Source organism: Burkholderia sp. Bp9090 (genome assembly GCF_003857985.1).
In the GTDB taxonomy this organism is placed as follows: domain Bacteria; phylum Pseudomonadota; class Gammaproteobacteria; order Burkholderiales; family Burkholderiaceae; genus Burkholderia.
Window position 1 is genome coordinate 148,508 of the sequence record NZ_QTPV01000010.1, and the last position, 24,772, is coordinate 173,279.

Annotated in this window: 22 protein-coding genes; 14 read left to right on the forward strand and 8 right to left on the reverse strand. The window is 67.5% G+C overall.

Going from position 1 to position 24,772, the window contains the following annotated elements; all coding sequences use genetic code 11:
- Nucleotides 1-151 precede the first annotated feature (151 nt).
- Nucleotides 152-1,321, forward strand: a complete 1,170-nt coding sequence (locus DIE16_RS12665) for an acyltransferase (RefSeq protein ID WP_124892358.1) — start codon at nt 152-154, stop codon at nt 1,319-1,321.
- A gap of 182 nt (nt 1,322-1,503) precedes the next feature.
- On the opposite strand, the gene DIE16_RS12670 is transcribed toward DIE16_RS12665, so the two are convergent.
- The 5 genes from DIE16_RS12670 to DIE16_RS12690 all read right to left on the reverse strand — a co-directional run bounded on the left by DIE16_RS12670 (nt 1,504) and on the right by DIE16_RS12690 (nt 5,308).
- Nucleotides 1,504-2,286 (reverse strand): peptidylprolyl isomerase, encoded by a 783-nt coding sequence (locus DIE16_RS12670; protein WP_044843666.1) that lies wholly within the window; start codon nt 2,284-2,286, stop codon nt 1,504-1,506.
- A gap of 18 nt (nt 2,287-2,304) precedes the next feature.
- Nucleotides 2,305-2,613, reverse strand: a complete 309-nt coding sequence (locus DIE16_RS12675; RefSeq protein WP_044843665.1) for a BolA family transcriptional regulator — start codon at nt 2,611-2,613, stop codon at nt 2,305-2,307.
- Nucleotide 2,614: 1 nt separating this feature from the next.
- Nucleotides 2,615-3,145: a septation protein A gene (locus tag DIE16_RS12680; RefSeq protein ID WP_006753406.1), complete on the reverse strand. Its 531-nt coding sequence runs from the start codon at nt 3,143-3,145 to the stop codon at nt 2,615-2,617.
- 124 nt (nt 3,146-3,269) lie between these two features.
- The gene (msrB, locus tag DIE16_RS12685) at nt 3,270-3,701 is read right to left on the reverse strand and encodes a peptide-methionine (R)-S-oxide reductase MsrB (protein ID WP_059529717.1); all 432 of its coding nucleotides are present in this window, start codon (nt 3,699-3,701) and stop codon (nt 3,270-3,272) included.
- A gap of 38 nt (nt 3,702-3,739) precedes the next feature.
- Nucleotides 3,740-5,308: a YdiU family protein gene (locus tag DIE16_RS12690; protein ID WP_124892359.1), complete on the reverse strand. Its 1,569-nt coding sequence runs from the start codon at nt 5,306-5,308 to the stop codon at nt 3,740-3,742.
- A 164-nt stretch (nt 5,309-5,472) separates the two neighbouring features.
- Here DIE16_RS12690 and DIE16_RS12695 point away from each other — a divergent pair, with 164 nt between their 5' ends.
- The 5 genes from DIE16_RS12695 (at nt 5,473) to DIE16_RS12715 (ending at nt 13,007) form a co-directional block, all read left to right on the forward strand.
- Nucleotides 5,473-7,116: a 3-(methylthio)propionyl-CoA ligase gene (locus tag DIE16_RS12695; protein ID WP_124570156.1), complete on the forward strand. Its 1,644-nt coding sequence runs from the start codon at nt 5,473-5,475 to the stop codon at nt 7,114-7,116.
- 183 nt (nt 7,117-7,299) lie between these two features.
- Nucleotides 7,300-9,384 (forward strand): 3-hydroxyacyl-CoA dehydrogenase NAD-binding domain-containing protein, encoded by a 2,085-nt coding sequence (locus DIE16_RS12700; RefSeq protein ID WP_124486245.1) that lies wholly within the window; start codon nt 7,300-7,302, stop codon nt 9,382-9,384.
- 43 nt (nt 9,385-9,427) lie between these two features.
- Nucleotides 9,428-10,060, forward strand: coding sequence for a bifunctional nicotinamidase/pyrazinamidase (pncA, locus tag DIE16_RS12705; RefSeq protein ID WP_044843660.1), 633 nt, complete (start codon nt 9,428-9,430; stop codon nt 10,058-10,060).
- 49 nt (nt 10,061-10,109) lie between these two features.
- Complete coding sequence (locus DIE16_RS12710; protein WP_124570154.1) at nt 10,110-11,288, forward strand: acetyl-CoA C-acyltransferase; 1,179 nt, start codon at nt 10,110-10,112, stop codon at nt 11,286-11,288.
- A 318-nt stretch (nt 11,289-11,606) separates the two neighbouring features.
- Nucleotides 11,607-13,007: a sensor domain-containing diguanylate cyclase gene (locus DIE16_RS12715; RefSeq protein WP_124486247.1), complete on the forward strand. Its 1,401-nt coding sequence runs from the start codon at nt 11,607-11,609 to the stop codon at nt 13,005-13,007.
- A gap of 133 nt (nt 13,008-13,140) precedes the next feature.
- Here the strand turns inward: DIE16_RS12715 and DIE16_RS12720 are convergent, their stop codons facing one another.
- Nucleotides 13,141-15,300, reverse strand: coding sequence for a hypothetical protein (locus tag DIE16_RS12720; protein ID WP_124892367.1), 2,160 nt, complete (start codon nt 15,298-15,300; stop codon nt 13,141-13,143).
- Between the two features lie 858 nt (nt 15,301-16,158).
- Between DIE16_RS12720 and DIE16_RS12725 the strand changes: the two genes are divergently transcribed.
- From DIE16_RS12725 to DIE16_RS12745, 5 genes are all read left to right on the forward strand, one after another.
- On the forward strand, nt 16,159-17,280 hold the full coding sequence (locus tag DIE16_RS12725; RefSeq protein WP_124892368.1) for a sensor histidine kinase: 1,122 nt from the start codon (nt 16,159-16,161) through the stop codon (nt 17,278-17,280).
- Between the two features lie 399 nt (nt 17,281-17,679).
- A complete protein-coding gene (locus tag DIE16_RS12730) occupies nt 17,680-17,994 on the forward strand; it encodes a Dabb family protein (protein ID WP_124892360.1) in 315 nt (104 codons plus the stop codon).
- Nucleotides 17,991-18,470, forward strand: coding sequence for a PaaI family thioesterase (locus DIE16_RS12735; protein WP_124570151.1), 480 nt, complete (start codon nt 17,991-17,993; stop codon nt 18,468-18,470). Before DIE16_RS12730 ends, DIE16_RS12735 begins: the two co-directional genes overlap by 4 nt.
- Before the next feature lie 125 nt (nt 18,471-18,595).
- On the forward strand, nt 18,596-19,555 hold the full coding sequence (locus tag DIE16_RS12740; RefSeq protein ID WP_124892361.1) for an alpha/beta hydrolase: 960 nt from the start codon (nt 18,596-18,598) through the stop codon (nt 19,553-19,555).
- A gap of 34 nt (nt 19,556-19,589) precedes the next feature.
- Entirely contained in the window at nt 19,590-20,030 is a 441-nt protein-coding gene (locus DIE16_RS12745) for a GNAT family N-acetyltransferase (protein ID WP_124520187.1), read from the forward strand.
- A gap of 19 nt (nt 20,031-20,049) precedes the next feature.
- On the opposite strand, the gene DIE16_RS12750 is transcribed toward DIE16_RS12745, so the two are convergent.
- Both DIE16_RS12750 and DIE16_RS12755 read right to left on the reverse strand, forming a co-directional pair.
- Nucleotides 20,050-20,895: an NRDE family protein gene (locus DIE16_RS12750; RefSeq protein WP_124486259.1), complete on the reverse strand. Its 846-nt coding sequence runs from the start codon at nt 20,893-20,895 to the stop codon at nt 20,050-20,052.
- A gap of 76 nt (nt 20,896-20,971) precedes the next feature.
- Nucleotides 20,972-22,006, reverse strand: a complete 1,035-nt coding sequence (locus tag DIE16_RS12755; RefSeq protein ID WP_124520191.1) for a folate-binding protein YgfZ — start codon at nt 22,004-22,006, stop codon at nt 20,972-20,974.
- 77 nt (nt 22,007-22,083) lie between these two features.
- Between DIE16_RS12755 and mltG the strand changes: the two genes are divergently transcribed.
- From mltG to DIE16_RS12770, 3 genes are read left to right on the forward strand one after another with little or no spacing between them, the layout of a single operon-like run.
- A complete protein-coding gene (gene mltG / locus DIE16_RS12760; RefSeq protein ID WP_044843652.1) occupies nt 22,084-23,103 on the forward strand; it encodes an endolytic transglycosylase MltG in 1,020 nt (339 codons plus the stop codon).
- Nucleotides 23,103-23,723 carry a dTMP kinase gene (gene tmk / locus DIE16_RS12765; protein WP_044843651.1) on the forward strand — a complete coding sequence of 207 codons (621 nt, stop codon included), beginning with the start codon at nt 23,103-23,105 and terminating at the stop codon, nt 23,721-23,723. The genes mltG and tmk overlap by 1 nt, the downstream gene beginning before the upstream one ends.
- Before the next feature lie 18 nt (nt 23,724-23,741).
- On the forward strand, nt 23,742-24,770 hold the full coding sequence (locus DIE16_RS12770) for a DNA polymerase III subunit delta' (protein WP_044843650.1): 1,029 nt from the start codon (nt 23,742-23,744) through the stop codon (nt 24,768-24,770).
- Nucleotides 24,771-24,772 lie beyond the last annotated feature (2 nt).

Here is a 24,772-nt window from a genome sequence, read left to right on the forward strand (position 1 = left end):
TTCTTTGCGTAGCGCCGTTTTCGTCATCCATTCTTCCTGTCCCGCCCGCCGACCGGCGCAATCGCGCCGGCCAATCGCGTTTCAGTGATCCGGCACACGCAGCGGATCGTCCGCCCTTGCTACGGTGTCCGCGTCAACGGGAGTCATCGAAATGAATTCGGACAGCAACAGCGGCCGCGCAGGCGAGGCGCGCGCGCAACTGCACTCGATCCAGATCCTGCGGGCCGTTGCGGCGCTGCTGGTGGCGTTCTGGCATTTCGCCGCCGCGATGCCGCTCTATCACCATGCGCCCGCATGGATCAACACGCGCAATTTCGCGGCGATCGGCAATGCGGGCGTCGACCTGTTCTTCGTGATCAGCGGCTTCATCATCTTGCATACGCATCGCCGCGATGCGGCCGGATGGGCCGCGGCCGGCCGGTTCCTGAAGCGGCGGGTGCTGCGGATCTATCCGCTGTACTGGATGTGGACCACCGTGCTCGTGGCGATGTGGAGCGCGCATCTCGTGCTGAAGAGTCATCACGCGACGCTCCATTACCTGATCTGCTCGTACCTGTTGTGGCCGGCGGCGAATCAGGACGGTATCTGGCGGCCGTTTCTGGAGCAGGGCTGGACGCTCGGCTACGAGATCTACTTTTATCTCGCATTCGCCATGGCGATCGCGCTCGGCTTGCGCCGCCTGCTGCTGCCGTTACTCGCGGCCACCTTCCTGACGGTCGGCGTGGCCTGCCACCTGCTCGGTGCGCCGACGTCGGTCACGATGCTGACCGGCGCGCAACTGATCGGCGAATTCCTGCTCGGCATCGTCGCGGCGACGGCGTATGCGGTCGTGCGCGATCGCTGGACGCCCGCCGCGATGCTGGCCGCCGGCCGGATGCTGGTCGTCGCGGGTGTGCTCGGGCTGCTCGGCGCGGCGCTGGCCGGCGCGGACGGTGTGGGCAATCCGCCGATGGAGCTGTTCGTGGGTCATGCGCCGCGTGCGCTCGTCTACGGCGGTCCGGCGTTCCTGCTGGTGCTGGGCGCGGTGCTGATCGACCACGTGCGACCGGTCGCGGACAGCGCGCTGGTGTTGCTGGGCAACGCGTCGTATTCGATCTACCTGACGCACAACTTCGTCGTGGCGGCCGTCGCGACGGCGCTCAAGCACGGCGTGGGGCAGCAGGTCGGTGCGGACTGGATCGTCGCGGGCGGCCTCGCGCTCGTCGTCGTGGTTGGGGCAGGTGCGTACCGGCTGATCGAGCAGCCGGTACTCGGCGTGCTCGCGAGGACGTTCGCAACCGACCGGGCGCGTGCGCAATCGGCGGCGCCGGCGAAGGCGTAGCGCGATGTGCATGCGCTGGCGTTGACGTCGGGATCGGCGCGAGTGCGAGTGCCGGCACGGGCCGGCGATCGCGACACGAGCGAGGATGGCGACGCGTTGGTTGCGCTTCGGCGCGCACTGCAAGCGCGCATGAAAAAGGCCGCTCCAGGGAGCGGCCTTCGCGTGGGCGATCGTCGCCGACGTTACTGGATTTTCGCCTGCTGGCGCAGGCCTTCCTCGAACGCCTGCAGCTTCTGCTGCACGAGCTGCTGCGCGATCTGCGCCTTCACCTGGTCGAACGGCGGCGGGGCGATGTCGCGGACGTCGTCGACACGGATGATGTGCCAGCCGAACTGCGTCTTCACCGGCGCGTCGGTCATCTGGCCTTTCTGCAGCTTCTGCGCCGCGGCCGCGAACTCCGGCACGTACGCCTTCGGGTCGGACCAGTCGAGGTCGCCGCCGTTCTTGCCCGAGCCCGGATCCTTCGAGTATTGCTTCGCCAGGTCCTCGAACTTCGCGCCGCCCTTGATCTTCGCGATCAGGTCCTTCGCCTGCTGCTCGCTGTCGACGAGGATGTGGTGCAGGTGATACTCGCGATTGCCGCCGGCACCCTTCACGAGGTCGTCATAACGCGCCTTCACTTCCGCGTCGGTCGGCTGGTTCTTCTTCAGGAAGCTCTCGATCATCGAGCGCAGCACGACCGTCTGCTGCGCGACGGCGACCTGCGCCTTCACGTCCGGGCGGTTCGGGATGCCTTCGCGGATCGCTTCCTGCATCAGGATTTCGCGGTTCACGAGTTCCTGGCGCACGGCCTGCTGCAGTTGCGGGCTGTCGGTCTGGCCTTGCTGGACGAGTTGCGCGACCATCGCATCGGCGCGCGACTTCGGAATCGGCGTGCCGTTGACGACGGCGATGTTCTGGGCGAATGCCGGTGCCGCTGCAAAAGCAGCCGCCGCGACCCACAGGCGGGGGGATTTCAGGATCATCGGGAATTCCTGTTGAGACTAGATTGAAGATTCGTTGAATTCTTCGGGCGTGTAAGCCACGATCGCGAGCGCGTGAATGCCGCGCTGCATCGCATCAGCGAGCGCATCATACACCAGCCGGTGCCGCGCGACGCGCGGCTTGCCCGCGAACGCGGCCGACACGATCGTGACCGTGAAGTGGCCGCCGGCAGCGGCGCCGGCGTGACCCGCGTGCTGCGCGCTGTCGTCGCGCACCGCGAGCGACAGCGGCGCGAGCGCGGCGGTCAGGCGCGCTTCGATCAGCGCGATGCGTTCGTCGGGCGAGGCGTTGAGGAAAGCGTCGGTCATGTCATTCGTCCTTCAGGTACTTCGTGAGCCACAGGCTCTGCAGGATGATGAACACGACCATCGCGCCCGTCGTGCCGAACAGCTTGAAGTTCACCCACTGCGATTCGGTGTAGTTGTGCACCACGTACAGGTTCGCGACGCCGAGCACCGCGAAGAACAGCGCCCATGCGACGTTCAGCTTGTCCCACACGGGGTGCGGCAGCGTCAGCTGCTTGCCCATCATCTTCTCGATCAGGTTGTTGCCGAACGCATAGCGCGCGGCGAGCAGCCCGATCGCAAACAGCCAGTACAGCACAGTCGGTTTCCATTGAATGAATTTCTCGTCATGCAGGACGAGGGTAGCGCCGCCGAACACGACGATCACGCCGAGACTGACCCACAGCATCGTGTCGACCTTCCGGTGCCGGAAGGCGACCCACGCGACCTGGGCCAGCGTCGCGACGATCGCGACGGCGGTGGCGGTGAAGATGCCCCAGACCTTGAAGGCGGCGAAAAACAGGATGATCGGAAACAGATCGAACAGGAATTTCATGGCGCTCGCAGCTGCGTGAAAGGCCGCATCGCGCGGCCTTTCACCGTTGTGGGGACCCGCCGGGCGCCACCGTCCGGGATCGGGGCAGCCGGGCAGGCTGTCCGACCGATCCGTCCGGTGCCGCTCATTCGTTTTCGGGTCGGGACTCGAAGTTTAACGCAGCCGAATTGATGCAGTAGCGCAAACCGGTCTTGTCGCGCGGGCCGTCCTCGAACACGTGGCCGAGATGCGCGCCGCAATGGTTGCAGCGGACCTCGACGCGCACCATTCCGTGCGAGCGGTCGATCTTCTCGTCGATCACCTCGCCGTTGAGCGGCTTGAAGTAGCTGGGCCAGCCGCAGCCCGAATGGAACTTGGCGCCGGATTCGAACAGCGGCGTGCTGCAGACGACGCACTTGTAGATGCCGGCGTCCTCGGTGTCGGTGTATTCACCGGTGAAGGCGCGCTCGGTCGCCGCATGCTGCGTGACCTCGTACTGCATCGGCGTGAGCCGGCGGCGCAGTTCGGCGTCGTCCTTCTGGTACGGGAAGGTCTTGTCGTCGGAATCGTGTGACATGGGGGAGTTCTCCTGATCGGTCGGTCGGGTCGGTCGGGTCACGACGAGCAGCTCACTTCGAGCGACCCGGCCCAGTCGGGCGGCAATGCCGCATAAGCTTCATGTTCCGGTTGTTCGTCGAACGGGCGGCGCAGCACCTGCGCGAGTCGTTCGACTTCGGAAAAATCCTTTTCCTTCGCGCGCCGGATCGCGACTTCGGCCAGATGGTTGCGCAGCACGTATTTCGGGTTCACGCGATTCATCGCGGCCGCGCGGGCCGCGTCGTCGCGCGTTTCCTCGGACAGCCGCGCGCGGTAGAGGTTCGCCCATGCGTCGAACGCGTCGCGATCGATGAACAGGTCGCGCACCGGCGCGTCGCGGCTCGCGTCGTGCTTCGAGATCTGCGCGAGCCGGCGGAACGTCAGCGTGAAGTCCGCATGGCTCGCGTGCATCGTTTCGAGCAGCTTGTTCGCGAGCTCGGCGTCGTTCTCGCGTTCGAGCTCGAGGCCGAGCTTCGCGCGCATCGCGCGCTCGAGCGCCGGACCGAAGCGTTCCGGAAACTTCGCGAGCACGGCCTGCGCGTCGTCGACCGCGCGCTCGGCGCGCGCATCGTCGTCGGCGATGCCGTGCTGCAGCCCGATCAGCGGCAGCAGCGCCTGCGCGAGGCAGTAGCAGTTCCAGTGCGCGATGCGCGGCTGCATCCGGTACGCGTAGCGGCCGCTCGTGTCGGAGTGGTTGCAGATGTGGTTCGCGTCGAACGCGTCGACGAAGCCGAACGGGCCGTAGTCGATCGTCACGCCGAGGATCGACATGTTGTCGGTGTTCATCACGCCGTGGCAGAAGCCGACGGCCTGCCACTGCGCGACGAGGTCGGCCGTGCGCAGCGTCGCGGCTTCGAGGAGCGCGAGGTACGGATCGTCGGCGTCGCGGCATGCGGGATAGAAGCGCTCGATCACGTGATCGGCGAGCTGGCGCAGCAGGTCCGGGCGATCGTTCGAGAAGAAGTGCTCGAAGTGGCCGAAGCGCACGAAGCTCTCCGACACGCGCGTGACGACGGCCGAGGTCTCGATCTCCTCGCGCACCACCGGCTGGTCGGAGCCGATCACCGTGAGCGCGCGGGTGGTCGGAATGCCGAGGTGATGCATCGCTTCCGAACACAGGAATTCGCGGATCGACGAACGCAGCACCGCGCGGCCGTCGCCCATCCGCGAATACGGCGTGCGGCCGCCGCCCTTGATCTGCAGTTCGTAGCGCTGGCCGTCGGTGCCGGCGAGTTCGCCGATCGTCAGCGCGCGGCCGTCGCCGAGCTGGCCGGCCCACACGCCGAACTGGTGGCCGGAATACACCGACGCGTACGGCATCGCGCTCGAGGGCCAGTCGCGCGTCGGGTTGCCGGCGAACAGCTCGGCGAATCCGGGTTGGGCGGCGAGCGACGCCGGCAAGCCGAGCAGGCGCGCGACTTCGTCGGAAAAGCCGACGACGTACGGCGCGGGCAGGGGTGCTGCCGGCAGCCGCGTATGAAACGCGTCGCCGAGTGCGACGAACGCGCCGACGGCCGGCGCGCCGAGCGTGGCGGCGAGGTCGGGGAGAGTGTCAGCCGTAGCGGCTGCGCTTCGGGAAAACGACATGTTGAGCGCCTCTGGGTAAGCCGATATTGTAAGGCGGCGCCGCGCCGCCCGCATGGCGGCCCGCGCGCCTTGCGCCAGGCCGGTCCGGGCCGTGGACGGGTTGCAGGCTGGCGCATCGCTTCGAGGCTGGTCACCGATTCGCGTCCTTCCGGGAGAACAAGACGATGGGTAAGCCGTTGCTGGGCCAGATGATGGACATGCCGTTGCTGGTGTCGTCGCTGATCGCGCATGCCGCGCGTTATGCGGGCGATACGGAGATCGTGTCGAGGCGCGTGGAAGGCGACCTGCATCGCTACACGTACCGCGACTGCGAGCAGCGCGCGAAGCGCCTCGCGCAGGCGCTCGCACGGCTCGGCGTCGAAGCGGGCGAGCGCGTCGGCACGCTGGCCTGGAACGGCTACCGGCATCTGGAGGCGTACTACGGAATCGGCGGGATGGGCGCCGTGTGCCACACGATCAACCCGCGGCTCTTTCCCGAGCAGATCGCCTACATCGTCAATCACGCGGAAGACCGCTACGTCTTCTTCGACATCAATTTCGCGCCGCTCGTCGACGCGATCGCGCCGCAGTGCCCGAACGTGAAGGGCTGGATCGCGATGACGGATGCCGCGCACCTGCCGTCCGGCGCGACGCCGTACCTGTGCTACGAAACGCTCGTCGACGCCGAGGACGGCCGCTACGACTGGCCGCGCCTCGACGAACTGCAGGCGTCCGGCCTGTGCTACACGTCGGGCACGACCGGCAATCCGAAGGGCGTGCTGTATTCACATCGCTCGACGGTGTTGCATGCCTACGGCGCCGCGCTGCCCGACGCGATGAACCTGTCGGCGCTGGACGCGGTGTTGCCCGTCGTGCCGATGTTCCATGTGAACGCGTGGGGGCTGCCGTACGCGGTGCCGCTCACCGGCGGCAAGCTGGTGCTTCCCGGCAAGGACCTCGACGGCAAGTCGCTGTACGAACTGATGGAGGCCGAACGCGTGACGTTCTCCGCGGGCGTGCCGACCGTGTGGCTCGGGCTGCTGAACTACATGCGCGAGGCCGGCGTGCGCTTCTCGACGCTGAACCGCACGGTGATCGGCGGTTCGGCGTGCCCGCCCGCGATGCTGCGCACGTTCGAGGACGAATACGGCGTGCGCGTGATCCACGCGTGGGGAATGACCGAGCTGTCGCCGCTCGGCACGCTCGCGAAGCTCAACTGGGCGCAGTCGCAGCGGCCGCTCGACGTGCAGCGCCGGTTGCTGGAGAAGCAGGGGCGCGTGATCTGCGGTGTCGACATGCGGATCGTCGGCGACGACGGCCGCGAACTGCCGTGGGACGGCGTCGCGTTCGGCGAGCTGCAGGTGCGCGGGCCCTGGGTGATCGATCACTACTTCAAGGGCGATACGTCGCCGCTGTCGGACGGCTGGTTCCCGACCGGCGACGTCGCGACGATCGACCCAGACGGCTTCCTGCAGATCACCGACCGCAGCAAGGACGTGATCAAGTCCGGCGGCGAGTGGATCAGCTCGATCGACATCGAGAACGTCGCGATCGCGCACCCGGGCGTCGCCGAAGCCGCGTGCATCGCGTGCGCGCACCCGAAATGGACCGAGCGTCCGCTGCTCGTCGTGGTGCCGCGGGAGGGGGCGAACCTGACCCGCGACGCGCTGCTCGCGTTCTACGAAGGCAAGGTCGCGAAGTGGTGGGTGCCCGACGACGTCGTGTTCGTCGAATCGCTGCCGCACACCGCGACCGGCAAGCTGCAGAAGCTGAAGCTGCGCGAGACGTTCCGCGACTACGTGCTGCCGACGGCGCGCTGCGCACCGTAAGCCGCGGCCGCCGACGGCCCGCCGCGCGGTCGCCCGATCCGGCCCCCGGATCGGGAACAAAATCAAATTGAACGACCGTGCTTTTTCGTTGTATGCTGCCTCCGTTCGATCCGGACATGCGGCCGTTCGACCGCGCACAATGAAGCGCAGCCACCCCGGCGCGCGATGCATGGAGGCAGGCAGATGGCAGTGGATTACTCGACTCGCGACGGCGTGGCCGTCATCACGCTCAACAATCCGCCGGTCAACGGGCTCGGCCTGTCGACGCGCCAGGGCGTCATGGACGCGCTCGATCGTGCCGCGCAGGATCCGTCGGTCACGGCGATCGTGCTGACCGGCGCGGGCCGCGCGTTCTCGGGCGGCGCCGACATCACCGAATTCAATACCCCGAAGGCCTTGCAGGAGCCGACGCTGCACACCGTGATCCGCGCGGTGGAGGCGAGCGCGAAGCCGGTCGTCGCGGCGCTGCACAGCGTCGTGATGGGCGGCGGCCTGGAGCTCGCGCTCGGCGCGCACTATCGCGTCGCGGCGCCCGGTGCGCAGGTCGCGCTGCCCGAAGTGAAGCTCGGCCTGTTGCCGGGCGCGGGCGGCACACAGCGCCTGCCGCGTGCGGTGGGCCTCGAAACCGCGCTGAACATGATCGTGTCGGGCGCGCCGGTGCCGTCGGAGCAGCTCGCGAACAGCGGGCTGTTCGACGCGATGGCCGACGGCGACCTGCTCGACGCGGCCGTCGCGTTCGCGCGCAAGGTCGGCGCGCAGCAGGGGCCGCATCCGCGCGTGCGCGATCGCAAGATCGTCCACGAGAATGCCGCGGGCTTCATCCAGTTCGCGCGCAATTCCGCGCGGGCCGCCGCGCCGAATTTCCCCGCGCCGCACAAGTGCATCGACGCGATCGAGGCCGGCGTGCTGAACGGCTTCGACAAGGGCAGCGTCGCCGAACGCGACGGTTTCGTCGCGCTGATGATGACGCCGGAAAGCCGTGCGCTGCGGCACGCGTTCTTCGGCGAGCGCGCGGCGAGCAAGATTCCCGACGTGCCGGCCGATACGCCGGTGCGCGAGATCCGCCGCGTCGGCGTGATCGGCGCGGGCACGATGGGCGGCGGGATCGCGATGAACTTCGTCAACGCGGGCCTGCCCGTCACGCTGCTCGAGACGAAGCAGGACGCGCTCGACCGCGGCCTCGCCACGATCCGCAAGAACTACGACGCGCAGGTGAAGAAGGGCAAGCTCACGCAGCAGAAGCTCGACGCGCGCATGGCGCTGATCACGCCGACGCTGTCCTACGACGACCTGAAGGACGCGGACCTGATCGTCGAGGCCGTGTTCGAGGAACTCGGCGTGAAGGAGCAGGTGTTCGGCCGGCTCGACGCGGTGGCGAAGCCCGGTGCGATCCTCGCGTCGAACACGTCGACGCTCGATGTCGACAAGATCGCCGCGTTCACGAAGCGTCCGCAGGACGTGGTCGGCATGCACTTCTTCAGCCCGGCGAACGTGATGAAGCTGCTCGAGGTCGTGCGCGGCGCGCAGACCGCGAAGGACGTGCTCGCGACCGTGATGGCGGTCGCCAAGAAGATCCGCAAGACGGCGGTGGTGTCGGGCGTGTGCGACGGCTTCATCGGCAACCGGATGATCGAGCAGTACATCCGCCAGGCGCTCTTCATGCTCGAGGAAGGCGCGCTGCCCGCGCAGGTCGATCGCGCGATCGAGAAGTTCGGTTTCGCGATGGGCCCGTTCCGGATGAGCGACCTCGCCGGCAACGACATCGGCTGGGCGATCCGCAAGCGCCGCTACGTCGAGAAACCCGATCTGCACTACTCGAAGATCGCCGACCGCCTGTGCGAGCAGGGCCGTTTCGGCCAGAAGACGGGCGGCGGCTGGTACGACTACGTGCCGGGCGAGCGCAAGGCGAAGCCGTCGGCGCTCGTCGACGAGATGGTCGTCGCGTATTCGAAGGAGCGCGGCGTCGAGCGGCGCAAGATCGGCGACGACGAGATCGTCGAGCGGCTCGTGTTCGCGCTCGTCAACGAAGGCGCGAAGATCCTCGAGGAGAAGATCGCGTCGAAGGCATCCGACATCGACATGGTCTACCTGACCGGTTACGGTTTCCCGCTGTGGCGGGGCGGCCCGATGCTGTATGCGGACATGGTCGGCCTCTACAACGTCGAGCGCGCGATCCGCCGCTATGCGGCCGCACCGAACGGCGACGCGTGGCAGCTCGCGCCGTCGATCGTCGAGCTCGCCAGGGCCGGGCGCGGGTTCAACGGCTGACGGCCCGCGTGACCGCGCGGCCAGGCTTGCAAGGAGAAATGCAATGAAACGCACTGACGACGTGTTGCTCGTGATCGACGTGCAGTACGACTTCATGCCGGGCGGCGCACTCGCGGTGCCGGACGGCGACGCGGTCGTGCCGGTGATCAACGCGCTCGCGCAACGCTTCGACCAGGTCGTGCTGACGCAGGACTGGCACCCGCGCGAACACGTGTCGTTCGCGGCGAACCATCCCGGCCGCGAGCCGTTTTCCACGCTCGCGCTGCCGTACGGCGAGCAGGTGCTGTGGCCCGTGCACTGCGTGCAGGACACCGAGGGCGCGGCGCTGCATCGCGACCTCGACATTCCGCACGCGCGGCTCGTGATCCGCAAGGGCGGCGACGCGCAGGTCGACAGCTATTCCGCGTTCGTCGAAGCCGATCGCACGACGCGCACGGGGCTCGCCGGCTATCTGCGCGAGCTCGGCGCGAAGCGCGTGTGGTGCTGCGGGCTCGCGACCGACTATTGCGTCGCGTGGTCCGCGCTCGATGCGCGCGCGGCCGGCTTCGAGGCGGCCGTGATCAACGACGCATGCCGTGCGATCGACCTGAACGGGTCGCTCGCGCACGCATGGCAACAGATGCAGGCGGCGGGCGTCGCACATGTGACGTCCGCGGGCGCGCGCCCGACGGCGTAGCGCATTCCTATCCGACGCAGAACATCAAGCAGGACCGAAGGAGACTCGCATGACCGAAGCCGTAATCGTATCGACCGCACGCACGCCGCTCGCGAAATCGTGGCGTGGCGCATTCAACATGACGCACGGCGCGACGCTCGGCGGCCATGTGGTCGCGGCCGCGCTCGAACGCGCGAAGCTGGACCCCGCGCGCATCGAGGACGTGATCATGGGCTGCGCGAACCCCGAAGGCGCGACCGGCGCGAACATCGCGCGGCAGATCGCGCTGCGCGCCGGGCTGCCGGTGAGCGTGCCGGGGATGACGGTGAACCGTTTCTGCTCGTCCGGGCTTCAGACCATCGCGCTCGCCGCACAGCGGATCATCGCGGGCGAGGGCGACGTGTATGTCGCGGGCGGCGTCGAATCGATCTCGTGCGTGCAGAACGAGATGAACCGGCACATGATCCAGGAGGGCTGGCTCGTCGAACACAAGCCGGAGATCTACTGGAACATGCTCCAGACGGCCGAGAACGTCGCGAAGCGCTACGGGATCGCGAAGGAGCGGCAGGACGAGTACGGCGTGCGCTCGCAGCTGCGCGCCGCGGCCGCGCAGGAAGCCGGGCGCTTCAACGACGAGATCGTGCCGATCACCGTGCGGGCAGGCATCGCCGACAAGGCGACGGGCCGGCTGTTCACGCAGGACGTGACGGTGTCGGCCGACGAGGGCATCCGGCCCGACACGACGCTCGAGGGCGTCGCGAAGATCCGTTCGGCCGTGCCGGGCGGCGTGATCACCGCGGGCAACGCGAGCCAGTTCTCGGACGGCGCGTCGGCGTGCGTGGTGATGAACGCGGATGTCGCGCAGCGCGAAGGGCTGCAGCCGCTCGGCGTGTTCCGCGGTTTCGCGGTCGCCGGTTGCGAGCCGGACGAGATGGGCATCGGCCCGGTGTTCGCCGTGCCGAAGCTGCTGAAGCAGGCGGGGCTGAAGGTCGACGACATCGGCCTGTGGGAGCTCAACGAAGCGTTCGCGGTGCAGGTGCTGTACTGCCGCGACACGCTCGGGATTCCTGACGACCGCTTGAACGTGAACGGCGGCGCGATCGCGGTCGGTCATCCGTACGGCGTGTCGGGTGCGCGCCTGACCGGCCATGCGCTGATCGAAGGCAAGCGGCGCGGCGTGAAATACGTGGTCGTCACGATGTGCATCGGCGGCGGGCAGGGGGCTGCCGGCCTGTTCGAAATCGTCTGATATTTGTGCGCAGGAGGGGCGGCCGCGGCTTTCGGGGGACCGAAACCGCGGCCGCGATGCGAATCGGCGAAATCCGTGGGCGATTCGTAAGAAACAGGAAGCAAACGCCATGCATTCGATGCTGCCGTTTCCCCTTACTTGTCAAACGATTTGCCGCACCTATACTTGCTCTGACATTTGCCTTTCGGCGGGATGGGCCAACGCGTGCGTCGTACCGGCGCACGTGACGCGTTTCCGGTAGCCGGCGAAGACGATGCATCGCGCGTTTCCGGCACCGTGGGCGTTCGAACCACGCAGCAGACCGAAACGGGGACCAAATTGAGCACGACCTATGCAGCCGGGGAACCGCCGCGCGTCGTCAGCGCGGCCGCGAGGCTCTACGCGAAATGCCTGCTGGTCGGTTTTGCATTGCTGCCGGCCTATCTGATTGCCTATCTGTGGTTCTTCAGCGACCCGCACGTCGTGTTCGAGAACCACGCATTCCATGAAATCGCGATCGCGGCCGCGACCCTCGAAGGTGCGTTCGTCACCTACGTGACGTGGGTGTGCTACCGATCGTCCGGCGAGCCGCTGCTGCGCTGGCTGACGCTCGGCTTTCTCGGCTTCGCGATGATCTACGCGCTGCACGGTCTGTTCACCGGGATGGCGCACCACAACATCTGGCTGTTCCTGCTGTACGGGCCCGCCTCGCGCCTCGTGATGTCGATCCTGCTGCTCACGGGCCTGCTGTCGTATTCGCAGCCGCCCGATCGGGTGGAGAAGCGTACGCGCGCGCGCACGTGGCTGCCGTGGGTCGGGTTGTTCGTGACCATCAACGTGGCGGTTGCGTACATCGCCTATTCGCCGGTCGCCGGCGCGCCGGGTACGCGGCTGTCGATGGAAGGCGGCGCGCTGGTGTTTTCGCTGCTGAACGTCGGCGTGCTGCTCGCGCGGCGCATCCGCTCACCGCTGATGGTGATCTACGGCGTGTCGATCATGGCGTTCGCGCTGTCGTCGCTCGCGTTCATCCTCGGCAAGCCGTGGAATCACATGTGGTGGCTCGCGCATGCGATCTTCGCGGGCGGGTTCTTCCTGCTCAGCTACGGCGTCGTGCAGGCGCTGCAGACGACGCGCTCGTTCTCGGCGATCTACAGCCAGGAAGACCTGATGAGCCGGCTGTCGGAATCGATGGCGCGCACCGAGAGTGCGTTGCAGGAACTGCGCCGCACGAACCAGAAGCTCGAATACATGGCCGCGACCGATCCGATGACGGGCGCGTCCAACCGTCGCCAGTTCATCGCGCAGGTCGAGCGCGAGATCGTGCGCGCGGAGCGCGACGGCACGCCGTTTTGCCTGCTCGCGCTCGATCTCGACAACTTCAAGAACATCAACGATGCATACGGGCACCAGATCGGCGACGAGGTGCTGCGCGGCGTCGTGCGCCAGTGTCTCGAGGCGATACGTCCGGCCGGTGCGCTCGCGCGAGTCGGCGGCGAGGAGTTCATGGCGCTGTTGCCCGAGATGCCGCTCGAGGGCGCGCGCATGACGGCCGAGCGCGTGCGTTCGTCGATCGCGAGTTCGCCGTTCGGGCTGGATTTCAAGCGCGTGCAGGTGACGGTCAGCGTCGGCGTCGCGCAGTATGGGGTCGACGGCGGGACGGTCGATGCGTTGTTGCGCGCGGTCGATGAACGCTTGTATCAGGCGAAGCGGGACGGGCGCAATCGCGTGGTCGCGCACTGACGGACGAGCGCCGCGCATCCGGCGGCGTGGTGTGCGCGGATGCAGCGCAATGGCGGCGCGATGCGACGTCCGCGCGGTTTGCGTCCGGCCTGAATGAAGCCCCGTACGCGAATATGCGTGCGGGGCATTCGTTTCATTGGTGCATCGTCTGGCGAGCCGCGATGGCCGCCGTCTGCTGTGGCTGCACATCCTTCATCCGCTCCATCGCCTGCCACCAGTACTTGCCGGTCCGCAGTTGCGGATCACGAATCGCGAGATACGTCGTACTCCACAGCTGCGCCGCATTGGCCTCGGTCGCGTCCGCGCTGCGCGTGCCGAACGCGTCGGTCTGATACCGGCCGTTCACGTACGACCACGTCCACATCTCCGACGTGCGCATGTCGCGCCCGTTCGAGATCACTTGCCAGATCGTCTGCCGTGCCTGCGTCAGCAGCGCGCGCGTCGTGTCCGACAGATCCTGGCGCGCGAGTTGCCGATCGAGCCCGGCGACCCACATCGCCTGCTGCCACGACCAGATCACGGTGCCGTGATACGCGGAACTCGTGAACTTCGGCCACAGTGCCTGGCTCGCATACGCGGGATTCGCGATCACCATCCCGACATCGGTGATGAGCCCGGTCGGGAAGGGCCGCGTGACGTCGGCGACGATGCGCTGGAGTTCGTCGTCCGGCGGCGTGCCGAACAGCAGCGCGAAGCCGCCGTCGGAATTCATCACCGGAACCGGCGTGCCCTGCTGGTCGAGCGACAACGCGTAGAACGTGAGCGGCGCGCCCGGCGCGGTGCCGGCCGGTACGCCGGCCGACGGCGCATACGCCGACACGTCGGTCGTCGCCTGTGCGGCCGGCACGCTCACCTGGAACAGCGGTGGCGCTTGCTGTTCCCACGTGGCCGCTTCGGCCGCCGTGTTCGCGAGTGCCGCGCGTTGCCCGGCGTCCAGGTACGGATCGAGCAGGCCGCGCGTGAGGAACGCGTTCGCCGCGCGCAGCGCGGCCGGCACGAGCACCGCGTTCACGTCGTACGGATAGACGCCGCCGCCGAGCCCGTCGGTGCTGTCGCGCCAGTTGCCGACGATCTCGCCGGGCCGCAGGTGGATCAGGTTCGCAACCGACGGCTGCTGCGCGAACGGCTGCGCGGTCGCCGCGACGTGCAGCAGGTTGACGACGAGCCGGCTGCCATTGGTGTGACCGTCGCCGCCGCGCTGCGCGAGATAGGCGGCCGCGCGCGCCTGGCCGCGCGTGTCGTCGATCAGCCACGCCGCCGCGATCGGCGCGAGCAGGTAGTCGCTGTCGATCATCTTGTAGTCGTAGGTCGGCGTCGCATCGTTCGGCCGGCCGTGCTTCGTGTTGTCGACCAGTGCGAATTCGCCGATGCCTTCCTCGTGCGCGACCTTGCCGTCGTTCGACAGGCGGTTCAGTACCGACGTCAGGCCGGCCTCGATCGCCGCCGGTTCGAGCACCGGCATCAGCATGCGCACCGAAATCAGTGTGTCGCGGCCGAAATAGGTGTCGTACTGCCACGAGCCGGCCAGCAGCTTGTCGTGGAAGCTCAGGAATTCGAGCACGTTCTGGCTGACCGGGTCCGGATTCGCGGACGGGGCGAGCAGGTCGGCGCGCGTGATCGGCGACATCGGCGTCTCACCCGACAGCGCGTCGACATGCAGCTTCAGCGTGCGCGTACCGGCCGCCGCGCGCAGCACCAGCTTGCCGTCCGCGGCCGTCGCGATGCTGCCGCCGTCACGCAGCGTGATGCGCAGTGCGTAGCCGGGGGCGCCGTCGAGCCGGTCGCGCTGCCATTGCGCGGCGCTGCCCTGGATCGTCGGGGCGGTGACGATCTCCGGCGGGATCGTTGCGCCGCCGTTGAAGTCGCGCAGGAAGCGCACGTTGCTGAGCACGCCCTGGCGGATCGTCAGCGTGTCGGTGTCGACCGACACGTCGGCGCCGATGCCGTACAGCGGGCGGCCGTGCGGGTCGGGTGCCGACAGTGCGGACGGTGGCGTGTCGAGGCTCCAGTTCACCGGCTGCGCAGTGTCGTCGAACCACAGCCCGGTGCCGCTGTTGCCGGCCGGAAACACGACAAGCAGGCGCGGCTTCGTCGACGAGCGCACCAGCAGATGGGCGGCGACCTTGTCCTGCCGGTAGAACGCGTTGATCTGCCCGCCGGCGTCCATGCGGAACGACAGCGCGGCGCTGGAAGAGGGCGGCGTGTCGTTCGAATGGAGGTCGTCGTCGTTGCAGGCGGCGAGCAGGCCGGCGCAGATGAATCCCAGACACAGCGATTTCGTGAAGCGATGCACGTTCATGACGACCCTCCTGACGACTGCGATTTTTTATCGAAATGCCCGGATGAGCGGACGGCTCGATCCGCTTCGTTCTGCGTCGCAGGCATTCTGAAAATGCCCGGATTAATCGTGATGTGATGCTTGCGGGGCGAATTGAACCGTTTTTTAATCGGGGGGCGATAAAGGCTGAATATGGAAAACGATAGCCCACACCACCCGTTACGAAACGGGTGAAGTCGATGGAGAGCGCTTTCGGCGGGTGAAGGATGAGGCTCTGCCGGTGCTGGAAAAATCAGATGAAAGATGTTGTAGGGGATTCTAGATTTTCATGAAAGCCAAAGTCAATCAGGTTCGATCAATTTCGATGTGTTTTATTTGATTTTCGTAATTATTACCCGGTGAGCCGGTAAAAGATGCAATTCCGTCGAAATGAATAATGAATCTCGATCACGACCGGTCGATTGATCCGAAATGGCGCTTCAAATCGAAGATTAATCGGCAATGCTGGAACGCATGGCGACTGCAGTGTCGTCCGTCATGACCGTTGTGCGAAGGGATCGGTGGCGGGCGCGGCAATGGCCGATTCGAAGAATCGCGAAGCACAGGTCGTGAAAGTTGCTTTGATGGCCAGGCGTAGCCGCGCCTTTGACGGGTAACCACGAAGTTCGCGTTACCACGAGTTGTTGCACATTAGCGGTTGCGGCTTCGCGCGCTGGCCCGTCTTGGGGCCGGGCAAATCACCATACGATAGAGGGAACCTGACGACGGGTTTGCGCGCGGCTGGTCATGCAAGCGCCTTCGATCGTTGGTATTCGCGTGATCTCGTGCGGTATCACAAGAGCATCCACCGTTCATTTCGTTATGTGGGGCGACATGCGACTAGCTGATTTCATCGTGCGGAACATGGAGTCGATCCTGGTGCAGTGGGAAGCGTTTGCCGCCACGCTGTTACCAGCCGCAAGGGGCATGGACTCGTTCGCGCTACGCGACCATTCACGGCAGATCCTCGAGGCCGTGGCCAAGGACATCGGCACCCCGCAAACGCGGGACGAGCAACACGAAAAATCGCTCGGGCGCGCGCCCGAGCCGGTGAACGCCACGGAAACCGCCGCACAGACGCATGCCGTGCTGCGCGCCCGAAGAGGCTTCAACATCAATCAGTTGGCGGCCGAGTATCGGGCGCTGCGTGCCAGTGTGTTGCGCCTGTGGATCGACGAGTGCCAGCCGGGGCTGCCTCACATGGACGACATGATTCGTTTCAACGAGGCGATCGATCAGGCGCTCGCGGAATCCGTCGCTTTCTTTACCGAGCAGGTCGAGCAGGCTCGCAACTTGTTGTTGGGCATGCTGGGTCACGACATGCGCACGCCGCTGCAGACCATTCAGATCACGGCGACTTATCTGGCGGCGCTCAATGCGGGAGAGGAAGTATCGGAGGCCGCGGCCCGGCTGATCAGAAGCGGGGGGCGCATGCAAGGCCTCCTTGACGATCTCTGCGATTTCAATCGAACCCAGCTCGGGCTGGGCATCAACGTTGTTCCGCGCAATGTCGATCTCGCACGTGTGCTCGCCAATGTGGTCGACGAACTGCGGGCGGCTCATCCGGATCGGGAAATCGAGGTCGACGTAAGCGGCGACCTCCGGGGGGACTGGGACGATCAGCGCATGCAGCAATTGCTGAGTAATTTGGTGAGCAACGCGATCAAGTATGGCGCGTCCAAAACGCCGGTGCGGGTGACGGCGGTATCGGCTGACAAGGAAGTGCTCATCGAGGTTGGGAATAGAGGGCCGGCGATGGACCGACTCACGCTTGAGCGCATTTTCGACCCCCTTCAGCGCGGAGCCGACCAATCGGCAAGTGAGAGTGACGATGTCGGGTTGGGGCTCGGCTTGTACATCGCCAGCGAAATCGCCAAGGCACATCACGGCCGTATTGACGCGCGGTCCGATCCGACGGAAACAGTATTCGAGGTGCGCCTGCCAAGAGGCGCGTGAACCGTGGTTCGCGATGGCGGCCAGCCATGCGGGGCTTACAACCGGAATGCGGAGGGCGATTCGCCGATCGCGAGTACGACCCTTTCCGGCAATCCCGTATCGATACCGCCAGCGCTTCTAGCCAGATGGGCGCATCTCAAGATGCCGTCCATTCGCGCCGGTGGGTTTGGTACGCTTGTTGCCTGCTTTCGCTAGCGGATCGTGACATCCGCAAGTGGCACGGTGCAAAAGCGGGTATCGTGGTTGGCGTCTTGAACTTGTCCCGGCTTGGATACCCGCTTTTTTCCCGGCCGGGCGCGATTTCGACGAACGCGAGCGAACGATGAACGGGCTGTGTAACGCCCGGCTGACAAGGGTTCTGGGCGAACCGCCGAACCAACACGAACAGGAGCAACGGAAGTGATCAGACATATCTTCATGTGGAAGCTGAAGGAATCGGCCGAAGGCGGCACGCGCGCGCAGAACGCGCTGAAGCTGAAGGAAAAGCTCGAAGGCTGCCGCGACCTCGTGCCGGGCATCCTGCAACTCGACGTCGGCATCGCGACGCCGGGCCTCGAAGCGACGTCCGACGTCGTGCTCGTGTCCGATTTCACGGACCAGGCCGCGCTCGATGCGTATCAGGTGCACCCGGTTCACCAGGAAGTGAAGAAGTTCATCGTGGCGGTGGCCGAATCGCGCCAGTGCGTCGACTACCTGTCCGACAGCGCACGATGAGCGACGCAACATCCCCGGCGGCCGGCCCGTCGATCGAAAGCCCGTTCGTCGACCTGCTCGGCGTGCGGCTCGTGTCCGCGAAGGACGGTGCGAGCGAGATCGTGCTGCCGCTCGACGAGCGGCACATGAACACGTGGAGCATCGCGCACGGCGGCGTGACGATGACGCTGTCGGACATCGCGCTCGCGATGGCCGCGCGCAGCCTGACCGACGACGGCGTCGGCGTCGTCACGGTCGAGATGAAGGTGAACTTCATGCAGCCCGGGCGCGGCGAGTTGCGCGCATACGGGCGCGTGATGCATCGTTCGACGACGATGGCGTATTGCGAAGGCGAAGTGCGCGACAGCGACGGCAACTTCGTCGCGAAGGCGCTCGGCACGTTCAAGTACATGCGGCGGCTCGCGGTGGGCCGCGACATCAAGCGGCAACGCACCCGCACCGCGCCGGATGCGCAGCCCGGCCCGAGCGACGCGTAAGCGCCCTCGACGAACGGCCCTGCCTTTTCACCGGCAGGGCCGTTTTGCGTGGCGGCCCGGCACCGCGCGGCGTGGCATCATGTGACGCTTGTCCGCTCACGGCGCCGCCCGCGCCGTCCTCACCGATGCCGCTGAATCCGAAGATTGCCCAGGTGCTCGACATGGTCGAGCGCGCGAAACGTCCGTCTTATCACCACCAGACGGCGCAGCAGGCGCGCGCCGCGTACGAGAAGAGCGCGCCGATCCTCGACGTCGCGCCGGCGCCGATGCATTCGGTCGAGGCCTGCCTCGTGCCGACGCGCGACGGCCGCTCGATCGGCGCGCGGCTGTACCTTCCGGTCGAGCCGAGCCTCGCCGAACCGCTGCCGGCGCTCGTCTATTACCACGGCGGCGGCTTCACGGTCGGCAGCGTCGATACGCACGACGCGCTGTGCCGCATGTTCGCGCGCGACGCGCAATGCGCGGTGCTGTCGGTCGACTACCGGCTTGCGCCCGAACACCGGTTCCCGACCGCGGTGAACGACGCCGACGACGCACTGCGCTGGCTGCATCGCGAGGCCGCCGCATTCGGCATCGATGCGACGCGGCTCGCGGTCGGCGGCGACAGCGCGGGCGGCACGCTCGCGACGGTCTGCGCGGTGCTCGCGCGCGACGCGGGTATCGGGCTTGCGCTGCAACTGCTGATCTATCCGGGCGTGACGGGTCACCAGGACACCGAATCCCACGGACGGCTCGCGAACGGCTACCTGCTGACGCAGGACACGATCCAGTGGTTCTTCACGCAATACTTGCGCGATCGGTCCGACCGCGACGACTGGCGCTTCGCGCCGCTCGACGGCACGCGCGACGCGCCGTCGTTCGCCGGTGTCGCGCCGGCCTGGATCGCGACGGCCGAATACGATCCGCTGAGCGACGAGGGCGCCGCGTACGCGGACAAGCTGCGCGCGGCCGGCAATACGGTTACGCTGGTCTGCTATCCGGGGATGATCCACGAGTTCTTCAAGATGGGCGGCTACGTGCCGGAGGTGCGGGCCGCGCATGCCGACGCGGTGGCGGCGCTCAGGGCCGCATTCGACGACGTTTGACGGCGGCGGCGCCCGGCGCCGCGCGGAGGAAGCGATGACCGACGGCTGGGTGGAAACGGGCGACTGGGCCGTGCTGGGTGGCGATGCCGCACGGATTCGCGATGCGGTGTTCGTGCGCGAGCAGCGGATTCCGCCGGAATGGGAACTGGACGACGAGGATCCGCTGTCGTTGCACGCGGTTGCCTACCGGGTCGATGCGGCGACCGGCTCACGCCGCGCGGTCGCGACGGGACGGTTGCTGCGCACCGGCACGATCGGCCGCGTCGCGGTGCTGGCCGACGCGCGCGGGCAGGGCGCCGGATCGGCCGTGCTGCATGCGTTGCTGGACGCGGCGCGGCATCGCGGCGAGCCGGTCGTGCGGCTTTACGCGCAGGATGCCGCGGTGTCGTTCTACGTGCGGCACGGCTTCGCGGCAATCGGCGAGCCGTTCGTCGAAATCGGCGTGCCGCACGTCGAGATGGCGCGCGCGCCGTAGCGCCGCCCCCGCCGCTGGCTCAGCGCGGCGGCGTCGCGTCGATGTCGAACGTGAACGCGCGCTCGAAACTGCCCGGGCGAACGGTGCGGTGCGAGCCGTCGTCGTCGCAGCGTTCCTTGATGTCGACCGTCAAGCGCACGCCTTCCTTCATCGTCACGCGCAGCGCGGTCGTGCCGCGCGTGCCGTATTCGGGTGTCTCGATGAACGCGGCCGACAGCGCACGCTCGCGCTCGATCGGAATGCCGGTGTGCGGCAGCGCGTCGTCGTCCGCGACATGCGGATCGCGCATCAGCTCGATCAGCTCGTCGAGCGACGGGGCCGGGTTGTCGGTCAGCAGCGTGCCGAGTTCCGCGCGCTTGCGCACGACTTTGGGCCAGGGCGTATCGAGCCGGGCATTCGACAGCGCATGAACGCCGGCGCCGATCGCGACCGGCGCGGCGACGCGGGTTTCGCCTTCGGCCGCGCGGTTGCAGAACCACGCGAGCTCGCGCCGCTTCCAGTCGCCCACCAGCAGGTTGAAGCCGTTGTACACGGCCGCGTGCTCGGCCAGCTCGCCGAGATAGTCGAGCGGCGCGACGGACGGGCCGCGGAGGAAATCGGACACGAGCTTGCCGCGGGTCGGCGCGCCCGCGCGAATGTCGAACGGCGCGCGGTAATTGGTCAGCGCGGCGAAGCGGCCGTCGCGCGATACGCCGAGCCACGTGCCGCCCGCTTCGAGATCGCGGCCGGCCAGCACGCCCGGCACATCCTCCCACCACGAAAGCGGCGCACTCGTACGGCGAAAGAATTCATCGCGGTTGGCGGTCAGGGTAAAGACGGGACCGGCGGCGGCATCGGGCTGCCAGTCGAAGGCAATCAGACACATCGGGGGAATCTCTCGCAGGAAACATCGGGCGCCGGCTGCATCGTGCGAGCCGGCGTGCGACCGGGTTGTCAGTGCGTCACGCTTCCGTCGGCCACGCGTACGGCAGCGCGTCGAACGCGAGTGCCGGACCGTCGGCCGAACCGAGGTGCACGGTGCCGCTGTCGAGCGCGGCCAGCTTGATCTCGACCAGCGCGTCGACGCCGCCCGCGGGCGCGGCCGCCGCGTTGACGATCATCCCGCACGGCTGGCCCGGGTCGTCGCTGTGGAACAGCTCGACGCCGGCATGCACGGTGTCGGTCTCGCCGGCGACGTGCGCGAGCGCGGTACGGCGCTTGATCGTGCCGCGGTACTGGCTGCGCGCGACGATTTCCTGGCCCGGGTAGCACCCCTTCCTGAAGTTAACGGCGCCGATCACGTCGAAGTTGACCATTTGCGGCACGAACTGTTCGACGGCCGGCTGCGTGATGCGCGGCTCGCCCGCGCGCACGTCGAGCCAGTCCCATACGGCCGGCGACACGACCGGCAGCGTGTCGGCGAGCGCGGCGAGACGCGCGTCGACTTCCGCGCGCGGCCCGATCCACAGGTAGCGCTTGCGGCCGGCCGCGTCCGGGACGCGGATCAGCGCCCCGGCCGGGCCGTCGACCTTCACGTGCACGCCGTCCGGCAGCGCGTCGAAGATGCCCGACAGCGCTTCGCGCACGTCGCCCGCGAAGCCGACCACCGCGAGCGTGTCGCTCGCGTCCGTCAGTTTCGCCTTCGCGCGCAGCACGAACATCGACAGCCGTTTCTGCACGGCGGCCTGGACGTCCTTCGAGACCAGCAGGCGCACGCCGTGACCGGCGCGCCAGGCGAGGAACGACGCGAGCAGGCGGCCCTTCGGCGAGCAATAGCCGGACAGGCGCGCGCTCGCGGCATCGAGATGCTCGATGTCGTTGGTGAGCTGGGTGTGCAGGAACGTCGCGGCGTCGTCGCCGGCCACGTCGATCACGCCGAACTGCGCAAGCGGCATGCAGGCGCCCGGCGCGTCGAAATCGGCGGTGGACGGGCGGGGGAAAACGGGGAGCGAGACGGGTGCGGGCTGGGCAGCCGGTGAAGCGAATGGTGTGCTCATGGAATGAGGGAACAGTCAACCCTGACTTTGACGGAGGCGAGCAAGTATTATATGGGTCTTACCTGAGTCTCGTTTCCATGTCCCTACTGAAGAAATGCGCCGCGACGGTCGTGGCGCTGGCCGTCGTTGTGGCCGCTGCCGGCGCGGGCGGCGGGTATTACTGGGCGACCCGGCCGCTGCTGCTGGGCGCCGCAACGCTCGACGTCACGATCAAGCCGCGCAGCAGCGTGAAGAGCGTCGCGCTGCAGCTCAAGCACGGCGGCGTGCCGGTCGAGCCGTTCGGCTTCGTCGCGATGACGCGCCTGCTCGGGCTGTCGAGCCGGCTGAAGTCCGGCAACTACGAATTCAAGACCGGCATCACGCCGTACGACGTGCTGCAGAAGATCGCGCGCGGCGACGTGAACGAGTACGTCGCGACGGTGATCGAGGGCTGGACCTTCAAGCGGATGCGCGCGGAACTCGACGGCAATCCCGATCTCGCGCACGCGACGGCCGGCATGAGCGACGCCGAGCTGCTGCGCGCGATCGGCGCCCCCGACAACGCGATCCAGCGCGGCAGCGGCGAGGGGCTGTTCTTCCCCGACACCTACCTGTTCGACAAGGGCACGAGCGACCTGAACATCTACCGGCGTGCCTACCACCTGATGCAGACGCGCCTCGACGAAGCATGGGCCGCGCGCGCGCCGGGGCTGCCGTACAAGACGCCTTACGAAGCGCTGACGATCGCGTCGATCGTCGAAAAGGAAACGGGCCATGCGGCCGACCGCGCGTTCGTCGCGGCGGTGTTCGCGAACCGGCTGCGCATCGGGATGCCGCTGCAGACCGATCCATCGGTGATCTACGGGCTCGGCGACGCGTACGACGGCCGCCTGCGCAAGCGCGACCTGCAGGCCGACACTCCTTACAATACCTATACGCGCCGCGGCCTGCCGCCGACACCGATCGCGCTGCCGGGCGTCGCCTCGCTGCAGGCGGCGATCAATCCGGCGCCGACGAGCGCGCTCTATTTCGTCGCGAAGGGCGATGGCACGAGCGTGTTCTCGGACACGCTCGGCGATCACAACAAGGCCGTGGACAAGTACATACGAGGTCAATAATGCCGAGCGGTAAATTCATCACCTTCGAAGGCATCGACGGGGCGGGGAAGACCACCCACCTGCAATGGTTCTGCGAACGCCTCCAGGCGAGGCTGGCCGCGAGCGGCCGGCAGGTCGTCGTCACCCGCGAGCCGGGCGGCACGCAGCTCGGTGAGAAGCTGCGCGAGATCCTGCTGAACCAGCCGATGGATCTCGAGACGGAGGCGCTACTGATGTTCGCCGCGCGTCGCGAGCACCTCGCGCTCGTGATCGAGCCGGCGCTCGCGCGCGGCGACTGGGTCGTGTCCGACCGCTTCACCGACGCGACCTTCGCCTACCAGGGCGGCGGCCGCGGGCTGCCGCGCGACAAGCTCGAGACGCTCGAGCGCTGGGTGCAGGGCGGTTTCCAGCCCGACCTGACGGTGCTGTTCGACGTCGCGCCGCAGGTGGCGAGCGAGCGCCGCGGCGCCGCGCGCATGCCCGACAAGTTCGAAAGCGAATCGGACGCGTTTTTCTCGCGTACCCGCGGCGAATACCTGCGGCGCGCGGAAGAGGCGCCGCACCGCTTCGCGATCGTCGACGCGACGCAGACGATTCCCGAGATCCGCCAGCAGCTCGAACGCGTGCTGGCCGCGCTGTAACACGAAGGAACGCACCACATGATCTATCCGTGGCAGACCGACGACTGGAACCGCCTGCAGCAACTGCGCGCGCAGTGGCCGCATGCGCTGCTGCTGCACGGCCAGGCCGGGATCGGCAAGCTGCAGTTCGCGCAGCATCTCGCGCAGGGCTTCCTGTGCGAGGCGCCGCAGCCGAACGGCGAGCCGTGCGGCACCTGCGCGGCCTGCACGTGGTTCGCGCAGGGCAACCATCCGGACTACCGGATCGTGCTGCCCGAGGCGCTCGCGGGCGAAGCGCCGGGCGCCGCCGACGACGCGAAGCCGGCCGACGCGGACGACGGCGGCAAGAAGACGCGCGCGCCGAGCAAGGAAATCAAGATCGAGCAGGTGCGTGCGCTGCTCGACTTCTGCGGGGTCGGTTCGCACCGCGGCGGCGCGCGCGTCGTCGTGCTGTATCCGGCCGAGGCGCTGAACGTCGCCGCGTCGAACGCGCTGCTGAAGACGCTGGAGGAGCCGCCGTCAGGCGTCGTGTTCCTGCTGGTGTCGGCGCGCATCGACCGGCTGCTGCCGACCATCATCAGCCGCTGCCGGCAGTGGCCGATGACCGTGCCGGCGCCCGACGCGGCCGCGGCGTGGCTCGCGGCGCAGGGCGTCGACGATGCGCGCGCGCTGCTCGCCGAAGCCGGCGGCGCGCCGCTCGCCGCGCTGGCGCTCGCGAGCGACGAGAACCGCCCGCTGCGCGATTTCACGCTCGGCCAGCTCGCCGCCGGCGCCGCGTGCGATCCGTTCGCGTGCGGCGAGACGCTGCAGAAGCTGCCGGTGCCGCTGGTGCTCGGCTGGCTGCAGCGCTGGCTGTACGATCTGCTCGCGCAGCGGATGGCGGGCGCGCCGCGTTACTTCCCGATGCAGGCGGCCGCGCTCGCGCGTTGCGCTGAAGCCGTCGACGCGAATGCGTTCGCACGCTTCATGAAGGCCGTGACGCGCCAGCGGACGGTCGAGAACCATCCGCTCAACGCCCGGCTCGTCTTCGAGGAACTGTTTCTCGGTTATCGGGAAATGTTCGCGTGAGC